Source organism: Vreelandella sp. L-15 (genome assembly GCF_056857635.1).
In genome coordinates, this window is sequence record NZ_JBSXNN010000092.1 from 109017 (window position 1) to 127371 (window position 18355).

General features: G+C 56.0%; 17 protein-coding genes and 1 pseudogene. 6 read left to right on the top strand and 12 right to left on the bottom strand.

What is annotated here, in order from left to right; genetic code table 11:
- The first annotated feature begins 24 nt into the window (after positions 1–24).
- A complete protein-coding gene (locus AC13CY_RS14060; protein ID WP_044629930.1) occupies positions 25–1974 on the top strand; it encodes a transglycosylase SLT domain-containing protein in 1950 nt (649 codons plus the stop codon).
- A gap of 29 nt (positions 1975–2003) precedes the next feature.
- Here the strand turns inward: AC13CY_RS14060 and AC13CY_RS14065 are convergent, their stop codons facing one another.
- The gene (locus tag AC13CY_RS14065) at positions 2004–2660 is read right to left on the bottom strand and encodes a LysE family translocator (RefSeq protein WP_289109742.1); all 657 of its coding nucleotides are present in this window, start codon (positions 2658–2660) and stop codon (positions 2004–2006) included.
- Positions 2661–2776: 116 nt separating this feature from the next.
- Positions 2777–3184, bottom strand: coding sequence for a Cd(II)/Pb(II)-responsive transcriptional regulator (cadR, locus tag AC13CY_RS14070; RefSeq protein WP_074210454.1), 408 nt, complete (start codon positions 3182–3184; stop codon positions 2777–2779).
- Positions 3185–3279: 95 nt separating this feature from the next.
- On the opposite strand from cadR, the gene AC13CY_RS14075 reads away from it, so the two are divergent.
- The 4 genes and pseudogenes from AC13CY_RS14075 (at position 3280) to AC13CY_RS14090 (ending at position 5789) form a co-directional block, all read left to right on the top strand.
- The gene (locus tag AC13CY_RS14075; protein WP_483052667.1) at positions 3280–4176 is read left to right on the top strand and encodes a cation efflux transmembrane domain-containing protein; all 897 of its coding nucleotides are present in this window, start codon (positions 3280–3282) and stop codon (positions 4174–4176) included.
- A gap of 3 nt (positions 4177–4179) precedes the next feature.
- A complete protein-coding gene (gene lspA / locus AC13CY_RS14080) occupies positions 4180–4692 on the top strand; it encodes a signal peptidase II (protein WP_004863699.1) in 513 nt (170 codons plus the stop codon).
- Positions 4689–5412: pseudogene (locus tag AC13CY_RS14085) on the top strand (ISL3 family transposase); the annotation flags it as partial. The gene lspA and the pseudogene AC13CY_RS14085, both read left to right, overlap by 4 nt.
- 173 nt (positions 5413–5585) lie before the next feature.
- Positions 5586–5789 (top strand): cold-shock protein, encoded by a 204-nt coding sequence (locus AC13CY_RS14090; RefSeq protein WP_044630763.1) that lies wholly within the window; start codon positions 5586–5588, stop codon positions 5787–5789.
- A 62-nt stretch (positions 5790–5851) separates the two neighbouring features.
- Here the strand turns inward: AC13CY_RS14090 and AC13CY_RS14095 are convergent, their stop codons facing one another.
- From AC13CY_RS14095 to AC13CY_RS14110, 4 genes are all read right to left on the bottom strand, one after another.
- A complete protein-coding gene (locus AC13CY_RS14095) occupies positions 5852–6565 on the bottom strand; it encodes a hypothetical protein (protein WP_213263016.1) in 714 nt (237 codons plus the stop codon).
- A gap of 30 nt (positions 6566–6595) precedes the next feature.
- A complete protein-coding gene (gene yegS, locus AC13CY_RS14100; RefSeq protein WP_058576428.1) occupies positions 6596–7555 on the bottom strand; it encodes a lipid kinase YegS in 960 nt (319 codons plus the stop codon).
- Between the two features lie 40 nt (positions 7556–7595).
- Positions 7596–10226 (bottom strand): aminopeptidase N, encoded by a 2631-nt coding sequence (pepN, locus tag AC13CY_RS14105; RefSeq protein ID WP_089674844.1) that lies wholly within the window; start codon positions 10224–10226, stop codon positions 7596–7598.
- A 77-nt stretch (positions 10227–10303) separates the two neighbouring features.
- On the bottom strand, positions 10304–10789 hold the full coding sequence (locus tag AC13CY_RS14110) for a YajQ family cyclic di-GMP-binding protein (protein WP_044630767.1): 486 nt from the start codon (positions 10787–10789) through the stop codon (positions 10304–10306).
- Positions 10790–10998: 209 nt separating this feature from the next.
- On the opposite strand from AC13CY_RS14110, the gene cobO reads away from it, so the two are divergent.
- The gene (gene cobO / locus AC13CY_RS14115) at positions 10999–11598 is read left to right on the top strand and encodes a cob(I)yrinic acid a,c-diamide adenosyltransferase (RefSeq protein ID WP_062361200.1); all 600 of its coding nucleotides are present in this window, start codon (positions 10999–11001) and stop codon (positions 11596–11598) included.
- Between the two features lie 54 nt (positions 11599–11652).
- Here cobO and AC13CY_RS14120 read toward each other — a convergent pair whose 3' ends face one another.
- The 6 genes from AC13CY_RS14120 to hfq all read right to left on the bottom strand — a co-directional run bounded on the left by AC13CY_RS14120 (position 11653) and on the right by hfq (position 18216).
- A complete protein-coding gene (locus AC13CY_RS14120) occupies positions 11653–12948 on the bottom strand; it encodes an adenylosuccinate synthase (protein ID WP_044629100.1) in 1296 nt (431 codons plus the stop codon).
- A complete protein-coding gene (locus tag AC13CY_RS14125) occupies positions 12948–14141 on the bottom strand; it encodes an ATP phosphoribosyltransferase regulatory subunit (protein WP_058576425.1) in 1194 nt (397 codons plus the stop codon). The genes AC13CY_RS14120 and AC13CY_RS14125 overlap by 1 nt, the downstream gene beginning before the upstream one ends.
- A gap of 190 nt (positions 14142–14331) precedes the next feature.
- Entirely contained in the window at positions 14332–15216 is an 885-nt protein-coding gene (gene hflC / locus AC13CY_RS14130) for a protease modulator HflC (RefSeq protein WP_044629098.1), read from the bottom strand.
- Positions 15217–16485, bottom strand: coding sequence for an FtsH protease activity modulator HflK (gene hflK / locus AC13CY_RS14135; protein ID WP_483052668.1), 1269 nt, complete (start codon positions 16483–16485; stop codon positions 15217–15219).
- A gap of 135 nt (positions 16486–16620) precedes the next feature.
- Entirely contained in the window at positions 16621–17931 is a 1311-nt protein-coding gene (gene hflX / locus AC13CY_RS14140; protein WP_044629096.1) for a ribosome rescue GTPase HflX, read from the bottom strand.
- 36 nt (positions 17932–17967) lie between these two features.
- Positions 17968–18216 carry an RNA chaperone Hfq gene (hfq, locus tag AC13CY_RS14145; RefSeq protein WP_044629095.1) on the bottom strand — a complete coding sequence of 83 codons (249 nt, stop codon included), beginning with the start codon at positions 18214–18216 and terminating at the stop codon, positions 17968–17970.
- Positions 18217–18355: the final 139 nt, after the last annotated feature.

The following is an 18355-nucleotide window of genomic DNA, read 5'->3' on the forward strand; positions in this document are numbered from 1 at the left end:
TACCAGCGAGCAAGAGGGAGTGCCATGCCGGCTACGCCATTACGTTCTACCCTTCGCACTCTATGCGCAGCAGCCATCATCGGCCTACCGACGGGGAGTTGGGCAGCCACTGATGACGCTATGCGTGATGCGCTCAACGCCGCACGCCAGCAGCAGTGGCAACACATCGATGAGCGCGCCATCGAAGGACACATACTCAGCGGTTATGTCACCTATCACCGCTTACGCAACCAGTTGCCCAACGTGGCCGCCAGTCAAGTGCTGCAGTTCATCGAACAGCATGCCGACTCTCCGCTATCGGAATGGATGCGCGGCCAAGCCATTGCCAAATATGGTCATGCAGGACGTTACGGCGATCTACTCACCGTCGCCGATGGCGAGCCTGCTGGAACGGCACGTCAGTGTTACTACTACATGGCGCTCATCGACCGTGCCCCAGAAGAGTCGCGCCGCGCGGGCTTGGCGCTTTGGCGAGTAGGCAGCTCACAGCCCGATGCCTGTGACCCCCTTTTCAACCGCCTACGGGCCGATGGCACTATCGATGCGACCGCCATCTGGGAACGCAAGATGCTAGCTTGGCAAGCGGGCGAATCGCGCCTGAGTAACTACCTAGGCGGACTACTGAGCAGCGAGTGGCAAACGGCCCTCGACACAGTGGACGCGGTCAGCAACAACACCAGGGCTATCACCAGCGCCCCCACCTGCCTAGGCCCGGAGTGCAGAGCCACGGCGGCTTTCTACCAAGCCGCCATGCAGCGCCTGACCCGAGACGACACGCCTACCGCTTTCGCCGCTTGGCAGCAGCTCTCGCCGCGCTTGAACTTAACGTCGCTAGAGCGCCAAGTGATCGATGAGGAACTGGCGTTCTATGCCCTTGTACGCAATGTACCTGGCACTCTGGGCTGGGTCGATAGTGTGCTGCCCTCTCTAGAGAGCGAACGCGTGCTGGAGCTGCGCGTACGTCGCGCCTTGGCAGACCGCCAGTGGACAGAGGTGATGCACTGGATTGCTGAAATGCCTTCCAGCCAGCAAGAGAGCAGCCGCTGGCAGTACTGGCTGGGGCGTGCCAACGAACAGCTGGGTAATCAGGAAGCTGCTCAGGCGCGCTACCAGCAGGCTGCCCAGGACCGTAGTTTCTATGGCTTTGCCGCCGCTGAGAAAATCGGCCAACCGTACCGACTCAACCACGAGCGCCACCACTTCGACGAAGCCACCCGCGAGGATATCGCGCGACTGCCCGCCGTACAGCGAACGCAAGCGCTGCTGCGTATTGGCGAAGAGGGCCTGGCCAACAGCGAGTGGCTGCATGCCGTGCGCGAAGCATCGCCTTACCAGGCTCGTGCCCTCGCCGACTACGCTGCCCAGCAGCAGTGGCATGCCCGGCTGGTACAAACCACTATTGCTGGCGAGATGTGGGATGCGTTGGAGTGGCGCTTTCCACCCGCTTACCGCGATGACTTTTTGGCTTGGGGTCATCAAACCGGCGTTGACCCTTATCTGCTGATGGCAATCACTCGCCGAGAAAGCGCCTATAACCCGGTTGCCCTCTCTCCTGCAGGTGCACGTGGCTTAATGCAGTTAATGCCGGGCACTGCCGCGCAGGTGAGCCGCCAGTTGGGGCTTAACGACCCCGGGCCTTATGGCGTACTGGAGCCTGAACTGAATATTCGCCTGGGTAGCACTTACCTTCGCGACAAGTTAGAACGCTATCAGGGCAACCGCTTAGCGGCGACTGCCGCTTATAACGCAGGCCCTGGTCGCGTAGACCAGTGGCTGGGCAGCAACAGCATGGAGTCGTTCGACCTGTTCGTGGAGAGCATCCCCTTCCGCGAAACCCGCGATTACGTGCAGGCCGTACTGAGCTATCGGGTCATCTTCGAGAGCCTGGCCAACGGCGGTAGCAGTGAAGGCGTTTCGCTATTGAACGACAGCGAGCAGAGCGTTCGCTACGACCGCGCGCTGGTTCAACGCTAAGCCTGTCTCCGCTCCCCTCCCGCGCCCGGTCACACCGGGCGCTGCTCCAGCGCCAGCCGCAGCCCGAACATGACCAGCACCGCCCCCGTGGCCGCATTCAGGGTTTGTGCAAAGCGCGCGCTGGCCAGCCATTTGCTGGCGCCTCCCACCATCAGCACCACGCTGATCTGCCAGATATTAGCAATGACAAAATGTACGCCTGCCAGCCAGAGTGATTTCAGCAGCGCGGGGTCGGTGGGTGCGATAAATTGCGGCAAAAACGCCATATAGAAAATCACGGTTTTAGGATTCAGCACATTCGAAAGAAGCCCCTCTTTGATCGGCTGCCAAAACGGCACTGGCGTGGACTCTTTCATAACACCTTTCACCGGCAGCGGTGTTCCCTGGCGAGCTGCCAGCAGACTAGTGATACCCAGCCAAATCAGATATGCCGCCCCTGCCAGCTTCAGCATATTAAACGCCCAAGCCGACTGCAGCAGAATGAACGAAATCCCTAACGCAGAAACGGTGGCATGCACAAACAAGCCGCAGCAAATCGCTACGCTAGTGGCCACCCCATCCCGAATCCCGCCTCGCGCTGTATTACGGATCACCAAGAGCGTGTCTACCCCTGGGCTTATCGATAGCAGCGTAATTGCCACAACGAAAGGGATAAACTGCGCATCAATAAGATTGAGTTCCATCATGGGCCAGGCTCGCTGAGTGATAAAAAATCGGGTAAGCGGATTAAATGGTTGATCTTACCTTTGCATGAGAGTGAGACAGACCGGCATCTCATCGGATTATCTGGTTGATGCTTCACCTACTGCTGGTGCATGTTTCCTTCGCTAATTCCAGCAAGAATCCCACACGCCTCAACCTCCCGGTCATCGTTGCAACTCGCTCTCAGTGAAACGAGTTGTTTCTCAAGCGCTTGCAGAGCGGTTATCTGCGACCGCACATGAGAGATGTGATCATCGAGCAAGGCGTTGACGGCGGTACAAGGCTGATGAGGGTCGTCCTGATAGCTCTGTAGTTCGTGAATCTCAGCCAGTGACAGGCCCAGGATTCTGCAGCGACGGATGAAGGCCAGCCCCTCACCATGCTTCTCGGTATAGACACGGTAACCGTTGTCCTGCCGATCAGGCGGCGGCAACAAGCCCTGCTGTTCATAGAAGCGGATCGTCTGTGTTTCGACCCCTACCAACTGCGCCAACTGACCAATGCGCATCAGCCTCCTCCCCAACGGATTCTTTACTCTATTGACCTTATAGTAGCTTTATAGTTTTAAATGGTACCACAACATTGTTCAAGTGGAGTCGTATCATGAGCAAATCCTGTGGTGGCGCCTGTGGCGGTGATGCAACGTCCGCAGCGGATACCGATATACAGGCCTCCTCCGAGGCGCCAGGGAGATGGGTCAGTGTTTATGCCGTGCCGAAGATGGACTGTCCATCAGAAGAACGAATGATTCGCCTAGCCCTGAACGGCTTTGAGGAGATTCGGGCGCTGTCCTTCGACTTGTCGAACCGCCGGCTGAAGGTCGTGCATGACGGCGAGGTCGAGCCCGTCACCTCGAAACTGAAGACCTTGGGGCTAGGCGCCTCGCTTCAGGAAACCGTCGCTGCAAATCCGGAGACCATCAAGGCCGCCGAGTTTTCGGCAGCTTCTGCTAAGCAAGAATCCGGGACCCTGCGCTGGTTGCTCGGCATCAATGCACTTCTGTTCGTGGTGGAAATGACTGCCGGTCTGATGGCTCAGTCAACTGGCCTCATTGCAGAGTCCCTGGACAATTTTGCTGATGCGGCGGTGTACGGGCTTGCCCTTTATGCGGTTGGACATAGCGTGAAAATGCAGCTACGTGCCGCGCATCTTGCTGGTGTACTGCAACTGATCTTGGCTGTGGGCGTGCTCGTAGAGGTGGTGAGACGCTTTGTATTCGGTAGTGAGCCTGAATCGCTGGTGATGATGGCTATCGCATTCGTCGCATTGATTGCCAATACCAGTTGTCTGCTGCTCATATCCAAACATCGGGAAGGCGGGGCGCACATGAAGGCAAGCTGGATATTCTCGGCCAACGACGTGGTGATCAACCTGGGGGTCATCACCGCCGGCGCCCTGGTCGCGTGGACCGGTTCCAATTATCCGGATCTAATTATCGGCACCATCGCGGGGCTCGTCGTGCTTAACGGTGCCAGACGCATTTTGGCGTTGAAGGGTTAAATAATGCTCATTATTGGCAAAAAGCTCTCGCCGTATGCCCTATTGTCCATATCGGGCCTGCTGGCAGCGTCTGATCAGGCTGTAAAGTGGCTGGTGCAGCAATCAATGGCCTATGGCGAGTATGTTTCGGTGACCCCGTTCTTTAACTGGGTGCACCTATGGAACACCGGTGCCGCATTCAGTCTTTTTGCGAATGGTGGAGGCTGGCAGCGCTACTTTTTTATCGGAATCGCGGTAGTGGTCTCGATTTTTCTGATCAAGCTGATCCTTGAAAATCGTCATAAAGGAGAAGCCATCGCTTACAGTCTTATCCTCGGTGGCGCCATGGGCAACCTGATTGACCGGGTCTTTCGCGGCTATGTTGTGGATTCCTTTGATTTCTATTGGCGAGACTGGCATTGGCCGGCCTTCAACCTGGCTGATATTGCAATTGTCCTCGGTGCCTTACTTTTCGTTTCCAGCAGCTTGTTGGGTAAAAAAGCAAACACCAATGCCGAGCCGGATGGATCTGACTGACACTGCGGCTGCATGAGTACGTGGAGAAGGAATCCTTCAACCACCCCTACACCTTTGTGGCGGCACAGACCGGCCTGGACGAGAAGACGGTGCGCGACATCTTCAACGCCCGCGCCGAGTTCCTGGGGCGCTGGCACCGCTTCGAGACGCCCCGCATCCTGGGCATTGACGAGCTATACCTGAACAAGCGCTACCGCTGCATTCTGACCAACATTGAGGAGCGAACCCTGCTCGACCTGCTGGCCACCCGCCGCCAGAACGTGGTGACCAACTACCTGATGAAGCTGAAAGACTGGCAGAAGGTCGAGATCGTCAGCATGGACATGTGGAACCCCTACCGGGCAGCGGTCAAGGCTGTGCTGCCCCAGGCCCGTATCGTGGTCGATAAGTTCCATGTGGCCGGTGGTGCGCATGGCCAACGATGCCCTAGAGAGAGTGCGCAAGGGCCTCAGAAAGGAGCTGAAACCGTCCCAGAGCCGGACTCTCAAGGGAGACCGGAAAATCCTGCTGAAACGCGCTCACGAAGTCTCAGACCGGGAGCGCCTCATCATGGAGACCTGGACAGGCGCGTTCCCGCAACTGCTGGCCGCCTACACCACGAAGCACAAGAAGAAGGCACCGACTGCGAAGGTCTCTCCTTTCTACAAGAAAACCATCGGTTACGGACTGCCGGACTTCGCAGAGGAACTCAACTACGGAGTCGATCTATCAACCATCTGAGGGTGGTATCAGATTGATGGGGTGAAGGTGCCCCATCAACCATTAAATCCGTATACCCAAAAAATCTTAACCACGTCACTACTGGACGTGCTGATTATTTGCTTCTAAAGTGGATTTGGTAGGTAGGCAATGAGCCACCTGCTCAATCATTAAGCACGTTAAGGATATGAACGATGGCAACTGGCACTGTCAAGTGGTTCAACGACACCAAAGGTTACGGCTTCATCTCTCCCGATGACGGCGGTGACGATCTCTTTGCCCACTTCTCCGAAATTCAAGCTGAAGGTTTTAAGACCCTGCAAGATGGTCAGAAAGTCAGTTTCGAGGTGACTCAGGGTAAAAAAGGCCTTCAGGCCTCCAACATTCGCGTTGCTTGAACCGCACCGAATGGATAAAGGCCCGGAATACGGGCCTTTTTTTATAGGTTGGGGTTTACTTCTTAAGACGATGTATCCAACGTGTCATCCGAGGAGCTTTCGGCCTCTTGCGCTTCGCTATCGTCACTGCTGGGGCGCTCACTCTCCAAGGCTTGGAACTGCTCTTCTAGGCGCTGCTGGGCCTCTTCGAATTGACGTTCGGTATCTTCGATGAGCGCATCCACATCTTGCGCTTCTAACCCACCTTCCACGGAAGAGCCTTCGGGTAAACTGCTTTCGCGCTCCCAGCTTGGCTCGATGGGATCGTTCTCCATGGGTGCCAGTTCGGGCGACTGCTGCTCGATTTCTTGAAACTGTTGCTCCAACTGACGCTGTGCCTCTTCGAAACGACGCTCAGTCTCGGCAATCACGTCATCGACATCAGAACGCGTGGTTTCACCCGGCATTGCGCTGGCTTCGTCAAGGGCTTCGTCGGGGTCGGCGGCCAGCGTCTCTTCGTCCGCCTGCAGGGGCTCCGAAGTTGACTCACTGACGGTGGAAGACAGGTCTTCCTGAACATTGGAAGGCTCGGACGCCTGACGTTCAATGTCGTCTTCCACCTGGGAGGGCGAAGGAACATCGTCACTACTGGTGTCAGGTGCAGCGGCTAGCGTCTCACTGGGCTGCTCGGCCGCGCTCTCTTCCGGTACGACATTTGCCTCTTCTTGACTGTCGCCGCAGGCACTCAGCAGTAGGGCCAAACTGGCCAGTAGCGGCATCCATACACGGTAGCTCATCGAGTCATGCTCCTTAATGGTTCGAATTCATTAGTGGCGGTCGTTGGCAGACAACAGCGAACAGCCTTCTGGTAAGCGTACCTTCAACGCTAGCGGGACGACTTCAGCGGTGAATCGTTGATAGCGTTTTGCCTCACCATCCAGGGTCAGCGGCCAAGGTTCATCATCGGACCGAGTGGTAACGGTCAACTGGCTGGCAGTGAAGTAGCGCACATAACGCCCTTCTGCGGGGAACTGCTGTAGCTCGCCTAGCAGCGCAGGGAGCTCCGTCACCGAATGAAAATCTTTGACCAGCAGAACGTCCAATCGCCCATCATCAAGCTTGGCACGAGGGGCCAGCACCTGCCCCCCACCCGATTGACGCCCATTGCCCAGTGCCAGCAGCAGCAGTGACGCGGCCTGCTCATGATCGCCCCAGTGCAACGTGCCGCGATAACTGCGATGCCGCCACGCCTTGAGCGCCCCCATCAGTGAGTAGGCTCCTCCCCCTAACATGCGTTTTAACGTTTTGGGGGTAGAGGAGGTAATTTCTGCGCCAAAACCACCGGTGGTCATATTGATGTAATAGCATACCGACGGTTCGCCACTGGTTTCTGCCGTCATACGAATCACATCGATGGGCGCAGACGGCAAGCGAACGGCATCCGCCAGTGCGCGATCCGGCTTCAAAGGTAACCCCACCGAAGTGGCAAAATCATTCGCGCTGCCCATCGGCACCACGCCCAAGCTCGGACGATGGTCATGGGGGATGCGCATTAGCCCGTTAACCACTTCGTTTACCGTGCCATCGCCGCCACAGGCGATCACACTGGTAGCTCCTAGTTCAACGGCTTGGGCCGCAAACTCGGCGGCATCGCCACCTTCCCAAGTAGCGCGAACAATCATCGGCGTCCCTGCCTTGCGCTGTGCTTCAACGGCCTCGCGTAGCGCCGGATTTCCGGCAGACTGACCGTTAATAATCAGTAAATAACACTGCTGTGAATCTGTCACCGGTGTCTTCCCTCTCCATGGTTAATTCCCTGGATGCACGTTATGCCAGCGCTTTCTCGACCACCTCGAACACGTTGGACGACAGCGGTTCTTGTTTGATCCGCTCTAGCTCCGCACGCATTAACTGCTGACGCGCTTCATCAAAACGCTGCCAGCGGGTTAAGGGGGTGATTAACCGCGCGGCAATCTCTGGATTCAGGCGGTTTAGCTCAATCACCACATCTGCCAACAGCGCGTACCCTTTGCCATCCAAGCGATGGAAATTGACCCGATTTTGCGCAAAGGCACCTACTAACGCACGCACCTTGTTGGGGTTCTTGATGGAGAACGCTGGGTGCTGCATTAGGTACTTTACGCGCTCCAATACGTCCGGCTGAGGGCGCGATACCTGAATCGTAAACCACTGATCCATCACAAGCGGGTCGTGTGCCCACTTTTCACCAAACGCTTTCAGCGCGGGGTTAGCCAAATCATCACGGTCGCTGTGTACTAACAGTGTCAACGCATGGCGTACATCGGTCATATTATGATCAGCGGCAAACTGCGCTTCACAAAGTGCCACACTCTCGTCGTCCTCAATGGACATTAAGTAAGATAGCGCTATGTTTTTGAGACTGCGCTGGGCAATTTGTTCAGGCGTCGGCGCATAAGCTTCATCAGTGCTATTCTCTTTATACACGGCGATAAATTCATCACGCAGCGCCTGAGCCAAGGATTGGCGCACAAACTCACGCGCGGCGTGAATCGCATCCACATCGACAATCGGCTGCTGCTCGGCGATGTAGGCTTCCGATGGCAGCGTTAGCATCTCAGCCAGTACCGCCTTGTCATCCATGGAGGAAGTCAGGAGCGTTCTAAAGGCTTCTACCACCCGGCTATCCATGACCTTCTCTACCCCGTTGCGGTGGGCGGCGATCAAGTCATCCAGCGCCAACAGTGCGAGCCTTTGCCCCGCGTCCCAGCGGTTGAAACCATCGCTATCGTGGGTCAGTAAGAAGGCCAAATCTTCGCGAGAGTATGGGAAGTGCAGTTTTACTGGGGCGGAGAAGTCGCGCAGCAGCGATGGAACCGGCGCCTCTGCCACATCGGTGAAGATGAAGGTCTGCTCATCGTCGGTCAGGTGAATGACCGCGTCCTTACCCAGCTTTTCACCTTCAAGCGTCAGAGTAAGATCCTGACCGGACTTTGTGCCCACCAAGCCCATGCGCACAGGAATATGCAGCGGCTGCTTGTCGGGCTGGCCGGGAGTGGCGGGGGTACGCTGGCGCAGCGTCAAATGGTACTCGGCGTTGGCGTAGTCGTACTCACCGTGGGCATCGATTTCCGGCGTGCCCGCCTGGGAGTACCAGCGCATGAACTGGCTTAAATCGATGCCCGATACCTCGGCCATGCAGCCCACGAAGTCTTCGATCGTCACGGCCTGACCGTCAAAGCGCTCGAAATAGAGATCCGAGCCACGGCGGAAGGCCTCCCAGCCCAGCAGGTTACGCAGCATGCGCACAACTTCCGCCCCTTTTTCATAAATGGTCAGAGTGTAGAAGTTGGTGATCTCGATATAGTGATCCGGACGAACCGGATGCGCCGTGGGACCTGCATCTTCGGCAAATTGCGCGGTGCGGAAAAACGAGACGTCTTGAATGCGCTTGACAGGGGCTGAATTGATATCCGCAGAAAAACACTGATCGCGGAATACCGTAAAACCTTCTTTTAGCGAGAGCTGGAACCAGTCGCGGCACGTCACGCGATTCCCCGACCAGTTGTGGAAGTATTCGTGGGCCACAATGCTTTCGACATTCTGAAACGCCGCATCGGTGGCGGTATTGGGGTGGGTCAGCACGGCAGCGGAGTTAAAAATGTTTAATCCTTTGTTCTCCATCGCCCCCATATTGAAGTCATTCACCGCCACGATCATAAACAGATCTAAGTCATACTCGCGGCCGTAGGTCTCTTCATCCCAAGTCATTGCCCGCTTTAGCGAGGCCATGGCGTGGTCGGTCTTATCGAGATTCTCTTGCTCCACCCAGAGCTGTAACGTCACGTTACGGCCACTCATGGTGGTGAAGTGATCTTCGACCTTGGTTAAATCGCCTGCCACCAGCGCAAAAAGATAGCAGGGCTTGGGGTGCGGATCTTCCCAGGTCACAAAGTGCCGGCCGCTCTCTAAGGTGCCCTGATCAACTGGGTTACCGTTCGCCAACAGCACCGGCTCCCGCTGCGCATCACCTATCACGGTGACCTTAAACGTAGCCATAACATCCGGGCGGTCAGGGTAATAGGTGATGCGGCGAAATCCTTCCGCTTCGCACTGCGTGCAGTACATGCCGTTCGATTGATACAGCCCTTCTAAGGCAGTGTTACTGCTAGGAGAAATCTCGACTTCGCTCTCCAGGGTAAACGCTGCCGGAACACTGGGAATTGTGAGCGTCTCATCGGTGAGCTGGTAATCGGCCTCAGCGAGCGCCTGGCCGTTGATCGCGAGCGCGTGCAGCGTCAGGTGTTCGCCGTTCAGCACCAGCGGCGTAGTTTGTTCAGCACTGGCGTGGCGCTCTACGGTAAGGCGTGCTTTAACACGGGTCGCGGTGGGGTCAAGATCAAACGTCAGCTCGGTATGGGTCACTTGGTAGGCGGGCGGCTGATAGTCGCTTAAATAAACCGGCTGCGGATCAGACATAATGCGAAACTCCTGTAAGCTTTAAGTAGTCGAGTAGCGCAAACGCTGCGCTACTCAATGAATATTTCTTATAATCGTTAATCGCGGAAATTATCAAACTGCAGCGGCAAATCAGGCCCTTCTTCACCGCGCAGTAGTGCCATCACACTCTGCAAATCATCGCGCTTTTTACCCGTTACGCGCACCTTCTCGCCCTGAATTTGAGCCTGTACTTTCAACTTACTGCCTTTGATACGCTTTACCACATCTTTGGCTTCTGCTTGGTCGAGGCCCTGCTTGAGCTCTACTTCCTGGCGCGCCTTCACACCAGACAGCACCGCGTCTTTAACGTCCATGCAACGTGCGTCGATACCGCGGGCAATCAGTCGGTTACGCAACACGTCCAGCATTTGCTTGAGCTGGAAATCTACTTCGGCCTCGAGCAGCACCTTATCGCCTTCCAACGTGAAGCTGGCATCGACGCCTTTAAAGTCAAACCGTGACTGTACTTCACGGTTTGCTTGGTCAACCGCATTGGCGGCTTCGTGCTGATCGAATTCTGACACGATATCAAATGAGGGCATGACACTATTCCTGACAAGACATGACCCACCATTCTAGAGCAGCAAGCCCCCAACCGGCCAATTCTCTTAGAAAAAGCTGGACAAAAACTCTGCAAGCCGGTCACATCAAGCTTAAAAGCTATACAAACACCTCTCAGGGCGATGTTAAATTGTGCGCCTCTGTCGTAACCTGCTGACATAGCCCTGTACTCTTTCAACGAGGAGAGACCATGAGTGATCGCGATACCCGCCATAAAGCATCGATGGAAAAACTCAAAGCGCGAGTGGACGAAAAAGTCGCCAATGCCACCGAGCAGCGCGGAATGCTGCTCATCAACACGGGCAACGGAAAAGGCAAAACCACCGCCGCCTGGGGCACCGTCACGCGCGCGCTGGGTTATGGCTACAAAGTAGGCGTGGTGCAGTTCATCAAGGGGTTATGGGAGTGTGGCGAGCGCAATCGGCTGGAAGACGATCCTCATTTGAGCGTCGCTATCATGGCAACCGGCTTTACCTGGGATACGCAAAATCGCGAAGCGGACACCGCCGCCTGTCTGGAGGTCTGGCAAGAAGCGCAGAAAATGCTGGCAGACCCCGAGATGTATCTCGTGGTGTTGGACGAACTCACCTACATGCTGAAGTTTGGCTATCTCGATATCGCCACGGTCAAACAGGCGCTACTGGACCGTCCGCAGGAACAAACCGTGATCATTACCGGGCGAAATGCCCACCGTGAGCTGGTGGCCATGGCCGACACCGTGACCGACATGCAGGAGGTGCGACACGCTTTTAACAACGGCCTTCAGGCCCGGCGAGGCATCGATTTCTAAGCACGAAAAAGGGCGGCCAAGCCGCCCTTTTAGTATCACCTGAAGGTGTACGACCTAGCCTTCGAACGGGTTGCGCAGCACGATGGTTTCAATACGATCGGGACCGGTAGAAATGATATCGATGCTAGTGCCTACCTGCTCTTCGAGGAAGCTGATGTATGCACGGGCATTAGCCGGTAAGTCTTCCACCTTCTTAGCGCCCAGCGTGGACTCTTTCCAGCCTGGCAGATCGTGATAGACCGGCTCTACCGCTTCGTAGCCCTCTGAATCCACCGGGTTATCCAGCACGTCGCCATCTTTGCTGCGGTAGCCGACACACACGCGGATATTTTCCAAGCCATCCAGTACGTCCAGCTTGGTCAGGCAGATACCCGATACCGAGTTGATCTGTACCGCGTGACGCAAGGCAACGGCATCAAACCAGCCACAGCGACGCGGGCGGCCCGTAGTAGCACCAAACTCATGGCCACGCTCAGCTAGGTGACGGCCGTGATCGTCAAACAGCTCGGTGGGGAACGGGCCGGAGCCGACACGAGTGGTATAGGCTTTGGTAATACCCAGCACGTAGTCCAGGTAGAGCGGACCGACACCAGAACCAGTCGCCGTACCACCCGCGGTGGTGTTCGAACTGGTCACATAGGGGTAGGTACCGTGGTCGATATCCAGCAGCGAGCCTTGAGCACCCTCAAACAGGATATTCTCACCGGCTTTACGCAGGTCATGAACCATACTGACCGTATCGCTGACCATCGGACGCAGCTCCTCGGCCATTTGCATGGCGCTATCCAGCACTTCCTGGAAGTCTACCGCCGGCTCACCGTGGTAATTCACCAGTACAAAGTTGTGGTAGTCGAGCACTTCACCCAGTTTGGAGGCAAACCGCTCGCGATGAAGCATATCGCCCAAACGCAGGCCGCGACGAGCCACTTTGTCTTCGTACGCCGGGCCAATACCACGACCAGTAGTACCGATTTTGGCAACACCGCGGGCTTTCTCACGAGCTTGGTCTAGGCGCACATGGTAAGGCAGAATCAGCGGGCACGCCGGAGAAAGACGCAGGCGCTCACGCACGGGCACGCCCTTCGCTTCCAACTCGCGGATCTCTTTGATCAGCGCTTCCGGCGAGAGCACAACACCGTTGCCAATCACGCAGGTTTTACCAGGGCGCAGCACGCCTGAAGGAATCAGGTGAAGAACGGTTTTCTCACCGTCGATGACCAGCGTGTGGCCTGCGTTATGGCCGCCTTGGAAGCGCACCACAGCAGAGGCGGATTCGGTGAGCAGGTCAACGATCTTGCCTTTGCCTTCATCACCCCATTGGGTACCCAGGACTACGACATTCTTACCCATTATGCACTCGTCTCTTGTGTCAGGGTCGTTGTCTGCCAACGACCATCGATAAACTCAAGACGGCGGTCACAGCTGTGCTCCGCCGGCCCAGTACGCTGCCCAGGCAGCGCTTGAATTACGCGTTCACCCTGCTCACGCAGCGCCACAATGGCAGCGTTAAGCGACTCTTCTTCTTGGGCAGGAGCCCAAATTGCACCCCGGCTGGGTGAAGCCAGCGCCAGCGATGCCAGTTGTTTCAGGTCCATCGAGAAACCGGTGGCAGGCCGTGCACGGCCAAACGCGCGCCCGGTATCATCATAGCGCCCGCCTTTGGCCAGCGCATGGCCATAACCCGGCACGTAAGCCGCGAACATCATACCGGTGTGGTATTGATAGCCACGCAGCTCTGCCAGATCAAAATAGAGCGAGACGTCAAAGCGCGCCAGAACGCCTTTATAAAGCGCTTCTAGCTGGTCGAGGGCTGCAGTTACAGGCGCAGGCGCACCTGCAAAGCGCTCGCGGGCCTGGGCCAACACACTGGCATCGCCATGTAACTCACCCAAGGCCATCAGCATATCGGCCAGCACAGGATCACTCACACTGACGTTCACTTGCTCTGCTAGCTGACCCGGTGATTTTAACGCCAAGGCCTCAAATAGCACACGCTCTTGCTCATCGCTGAGTGCAGCGGCCTCTACAAGGCTACGGTAAATACCAATGTGGCCCAACGCCAGGTGAATTTCATCAGCGCCCGCCGCATGCAGACTTGCTAATGCTAAGTGGATAATTTCACTATCAGCCTCTAAGCCTGCATGACCAAACAGCTCCACACCAACCTGTACGGGGCTTCGGCCGCCCTGATGCTGGTCGGCCTTTGCGCGCAGCACATTGGTGCAGTAACACAGACGCACCGGGCCTTGGCGTTTTAGGGAGTGAGCGTCCATACGCGCAACTTGAGGCGTCACATCGGCAGATGCACCCATCATGCGGCCCGTCAGTTGGTCGGTAAGCTTGAACGTTTGAAGGTCGAGGTCTGTGCCGGTACCTGTCAGCAAGGAGTCCAAAAACTCCACCGGCGGCGGCATTACTTGGTCGTAGCCCCAGCAATGGTAAAGATCAAGCAGCGCACGGCGCAGCTCTTCCATGCGGCTTGCCTGAGGCGGCAGCACCTCATCCATGCCGTCGGGCAATAGCCAGCGGTCAGCGATGGTCATGTGAACAATCCTGCGAGACGATGAAGGCCCCTTCTGACGACACCACCAACAGCCTCACAAGGCGCTGCGTGGAAACGTTCACGAAACGAGGGCCACAAAAAAACCGGGCGACGCCCGGTAGATAAAGTCTATCACGTTTATGCGCTAGTTGAACCCCGCCAAGCACAGCGCTTGACGGGGTTACGCGCCATTACTCAGCGCTATTAGGCACTGCGCTACGCAGGTAGCGGAAGAAGTCGCTATCCGGCTCAAGCACCAGCAGGTTGCCATCGCCAGAGAAGCTTTCACGATAGGCGTTTAGACTGCGCCAGAAAGCGAAAAACTCCTGATCCTGGCCGTAAGCCTGGGAGAAGATCGCAGCTGCCTCGGCGTCACCTTCACCACGCAGGGTTTCGGCGCGCTCGTTTGCTTGAGCAAGCAGAACCTGACGGCGGCGGTCGGCGTTAGCACGAATACGCTCAGCTTCTTCTTGACCCTGGGCGCGCCACTCACGGGCTTCACGCTCCCGCTCTGAACGCATACGCTCGAACACAGCGGCAGAGACATCTTCCGGCAGGTCGATACGCTTGATACGGATATCGCGAATCGCCACGCCGAGCTCTTCACGCATCAGCTCGTCAAGCTCTGCTGTCGGGCCTGTCATTAGGTCATCACGGCGCTCGGCAATGATTTCCTGAAGGTTCAAGCGACCAAACTCGTTACGCAGACTCTCATCGACGCGTGGCTGAATCAGGCGAATCGCCATCATCTCATCACCTGCGGTCGCCTCGTAGTAGCGAGTGGGGTTAATCACTTGCCACTTTACGTAGGAGTCTACGATTACCGCTTTCTGCTCAAGGGTCAGGTAACGGCTGGTATCGGTATCCAGTGTCAGCAAACGCGTGTCAAATTTACGAATTGTCTGAGCAATCGGAATTTTGGCATGCAGGCCCGGCTGAATATTCTCTTCGATGACTTCACCAAAACGCAGCTTCACCGCACGCTCGGTTTCATCCACTACGTATAGGCTGTTACTTGCTAGCCACGCCACGGCGGCCAAGCCACCTACGATAAGCAGGGATCGATTATTAATCATTTAGCGGCCCTCCCTGCGGATAGGGTTATTACTAGACGACGATGAGGAGCTGCTTTGGCTGCCCCGCAGCGACTCCAGCACGCGCGGATCAATCGCATCGCTGCTGCTATCGCCACTGCTATCAGTCGTTGAACTGCTGTCACTACCACTGTTACTGCGCATCTGGTCTAGCGGCAGGTACATCAGCGGAGCATTTTCGCTCACATCCAACAGCACCTTGGGCGTGCTACCAAACACTTCTTCAATTGCATCCAGATACATACGTTCACGCATGACCTCTGGCGCATTACGGTACTCAGTTAACAGCGCATTAAAACGGTTGGCTTGACCTTGCGCTTCAGCGACTACTGACTCCCGGTAACCCTGGCCCTGCTCTACAACACGCTGAGCTTGGCCTTGTGCAGCTGGGATGATCGCGTTGGCATAAGCCATACCTTCGTTGATGGTCCGCTGGCGATCTTCGCGAGCACGAATAACGTCATCAAAGGCATCAATAACCGGTGCAGGTGCAGATGTTGATTCAATGTTGATGGTTTGCAGACGAATACCGGCACCATAGGCATCTAAGTATGCTTGCAGACGGCTCGCCACCGAGCTACCCAAAATCTCACGACCAGAGGTCAGGATATCAATCATATCCGTACCACCGACCACATGACGCAGTGCAGAGTCCAGCGCATTCTCAATAGAGAGAGCGGGATTACGTACGTTAAGTACAAAGTCACGCGGGTTGGCGACTTGGTACTGCGCAGAGATTTCCACTTCAACGATGTTCTCGTCGCGAGTCAGCATGGACTGGGTCTGAGAGACGGAACGAACGCGTGTTACGTTTACCATGCGCACATCATCAATCAGCGGTGGATTCCACTGCAGGCCTGGCTCAACAATGCCTTGGTACTCACCAAAGCGCAGTACAACCCCACGCTCAGACTGGTCAACCAAGTAAAAGCCTGAGGCACCCCAAATGGCAAGCGCAACAATAATCAAGAGGCCCGGCAACGCAAAGGAATTGCGAGGTTTACCGCCCCCGCTTTTACCATTACCGCCCCCGCCACTTTTCTTATTGCCGCCGCCAAGCATGCCGTTCAGCTTGTCTTGGAATTTTTTCAGCGCTTCGTCAAGATCGGGTGGCCCTTGATTGTTGCCACCTTTATTGCCGTTATCGCCACCACCATTGCTCCCACCGCGATCGCCGCCGCTGTTACCACGTCGACCACCACCACTCCAGGGGTCGTGCTGGTTGCCACCACCGGGCTCATTCCAGGCCATACTTCGTCTCCACTAAGGTGTTCACCTGCACTTTGCCTTGTGCTTATGCAAGGCCGGGTGCTTTTGATATTGTTGCTATATCAATCGTGTACCACAACTCCACAGTCAATGACTGTGGAGTAGGTACTTGATGGGCTACCATTCGTCAGATTCGCGTAATGCTTCTGGTAAATAGGTATTGGCACGCTCACCCAGTTGAGCCATCAACTGGTTAAAGTCGCGCCTGGGCAAGCGCACATCCAACACGGAGCGCCCTTGCTCATCAAAACTCTCTTCGCGTACGGCGTTAAGCTCATGCAAGCCAGCGCGTAACTTACCCTGCTCTGGTGACAGTGTAAGCGAAAAACCAATCACGTCATTGGCAAGGCGCTCGGTCAAAGCTTCATGCAATAGATCAAGCCCGTGGCCCTGCTGAGCAGACAGCCAAACTACCTCTGGCACGCCATGGCCGTCGCGCTCAATGCGCGGGGCGCTGTCTAGCTTGTCGATTTTATTCATGACTTTGAGCACCGGCACGCTGTCAGCACCGATCTCTTTGAGCACATTATCGACTTGCTCAACGTTTAGCTCTCGATCTGGGTCAGCTGCATCGATGACATGCACCAGCAAAGTTGCCTCGGCCGCCTCTTGCAGCGTCGCCTGAAAGGCCTCCACCAGCTTATGCGGCAAATGGCGAATAAAACCAACCGTATCCGCCATAACAACGGGCCCAACGTCTTCGATTTCAAGCCGACGGAGCGTTGGATCCAGGGTAGCAAACAGTTGATCAGCCGCATAAACCTCAGCGCTGGTCAACGCGTTAAACAGCGTCGACTTACCCGCGTTGGTATAACCCACCAGCGAAACACTGTGGATCTCCGCCCGAGCCCGAGCACGCCGATTCTGCTCGCGCTGGCTGCGTACTTTATCGAGCCGTTTATGAATAGATTTAATGCGGCCGCGCAGCAGCCGTCGGTCAGTCTCTAGCTGGGTTTCGCCAGGACCGCGCAGGCCAATGCCGCCTTTTTGGCGCTCAAGGTGTGTCCAGCCGCGAATCAGGCGTGTGGACATATACTCAAGCTGGGCAAGCTCTACTTGCAGCTTACCTTCATGTGTTCGTGCCCGCTGCGCAAAAATATCGAGAATCAGACCGGTGCGATCCAAGACACGACACTTGAGTTCCTTCTCAAGGTTACGCTGCTGGGAAGGGCTTAAACTGTGGTTGAAGATCACCAGTTCCGCTTGATGAGCTGCGAGCATTGCCCGCAGCTCATCCAACTTACCTGACCCAATAAACGTACGGGAATCAGGGCGCTGTCGGCTGGCTGTGAGCAATGTCGCGGGCTCTGCGCCAGCAGAGCGCACGAGCTCCAAGAACTCACCCGGGTCTTCACGCGCCTGCTCATCATAGAAATCTACGTGAACAAGAACTGCCGTTTCACCGGCTTCTGGGCGTTCAAAAAACAATCAATACCTCGTGGACTCTCTTGCTATCCAGCAGTGTTAGAGTTCAGCATCAGATGCTGAAGGGTCTTGTGCCGGCAAACGCACATTGCGTGAAGGCACTACCGTGGAAATAGCGTGTTTATAAACCATCTGACTGACGGTATTGCGCAACAAGATGACAAACTGGTCAAACGATTCAATCTGGCCCTGCAGCTTAATGCCGTTTACCAGGAAAATAGAGACCGGAATGCGCTCCTTGCGCAAGATGTTCAGGTACGGGTCTTGAAGGGACTGCCCTTTGGACATGTTGCTCTCCCTAAAACTGTCGTTGGGGTTGGTTATCAAATGGCGTGCCCTACTGGTGCTACGCCGCAATCTTGTTGCCCGAAAGGCCCGGTGTGTCAAAAGCGCTCGCCGGCCACTCGAAAACACTTGCTTACGAAAT

Coding starts and splice junctions, on each gene's coding strand:
- AC13CY_RS14060 (WP_044629930.1), top strand. CDS start 25: ATGCCGGCTACGCCATTACGTTCTACCCTTCGCACTCTATGCGCAGCA.
- AC13CY_RS14065 (WP_289109742.1), bottom strand. CDS start 2,660: ATGATGGAACTCAATCTTATTGATGCGCAGTTTATCCCTTTCGTTGTG.
- cadR (WP_074210454.1), bottom strand. CDS start 3,184: ATGCGCATTGGTCAGTTGGCGCAGTTGGTAGGGGTCGAAACACAGACG.
- AC13CY_RS14075 (WP_483052667.1), top strand. CDS start 3,280: ATGAGCAAATCCTGTGGTGGCGCCTGTGGCGGTGATGCAACGTCCGCA.
- lspA (WP_004863699.1), top strand. CDS start 4,180: ATGCTCATTATTGGCAAAAAGCTCTCGCCGTATGCCCTATTGTCCATA.
- AC13CY_RS14090 (WP_044630763.1), top strand. CDS start 5,586: ATGGCAACTGGCACTGTCAAGTGGTTCAACGACACCAAAGGTTACGGC.
- AC13CY_RS14095 (WP_213263016.1), bottom strand. CDS start 6,565: ATGAGCTACCGTGTATGGATGCCGCTACTGGCCAGTTTGGCCCTACTG.
- pepN (WP_089674844.1), bottom strand. CDS start 10,226: ATGTCTGATCCGCAGCCGGTTTATTTAAGCGACTATCAGCCGCCCGCC.
- AC13CY_RS14110 (WP_044630767.1), bottom strand. CDS start 10,789: ATGCCCTCATTTGATATCGTGTCAGAATTCGATCAGCACGAAGCCGCC.
- cobO (WP_062361200.1), top strand. CDS start 10,999: ATGAGTGATCGCGATACCCGCCATAAAGCATCGATGGAAAAACTCAAA.
- AC13CY_RS14120 (WP_044629100.1), bottom strand. CDS start 12,948: ATGGGTAAGAATGTCGTAGTCCTGGGTACCCAATGGGGTGATGAAGGC.
- AC13CY_RS14125 (WP_058576425.1), bottom strand. CDS start 14,141: ATGACCATCGCTGACCGCTGGCTATTGCCCGACGGCATGGATGAGGTG.
- hflC (WP_044629098.1), bottom strand. CDS start 15,216: ATGATTAATAATCGATCCCTGCTTATCGTAGGTGGCTTGGCCGCCGTG.
- hflK (WP_483052668.1), bottom strand. CDS start 16,485: ATGGCCTGGAATGAGCCCGGTGGTGGCAACCAGCACGACCCCTGGAGT.
- hfq (WP_044629095.1), bottom strand. CDS start 18,216: ATGTCCAAAGGGCAGTCCCTTCAAGACCCGTACCTGAACATCTTGCGC.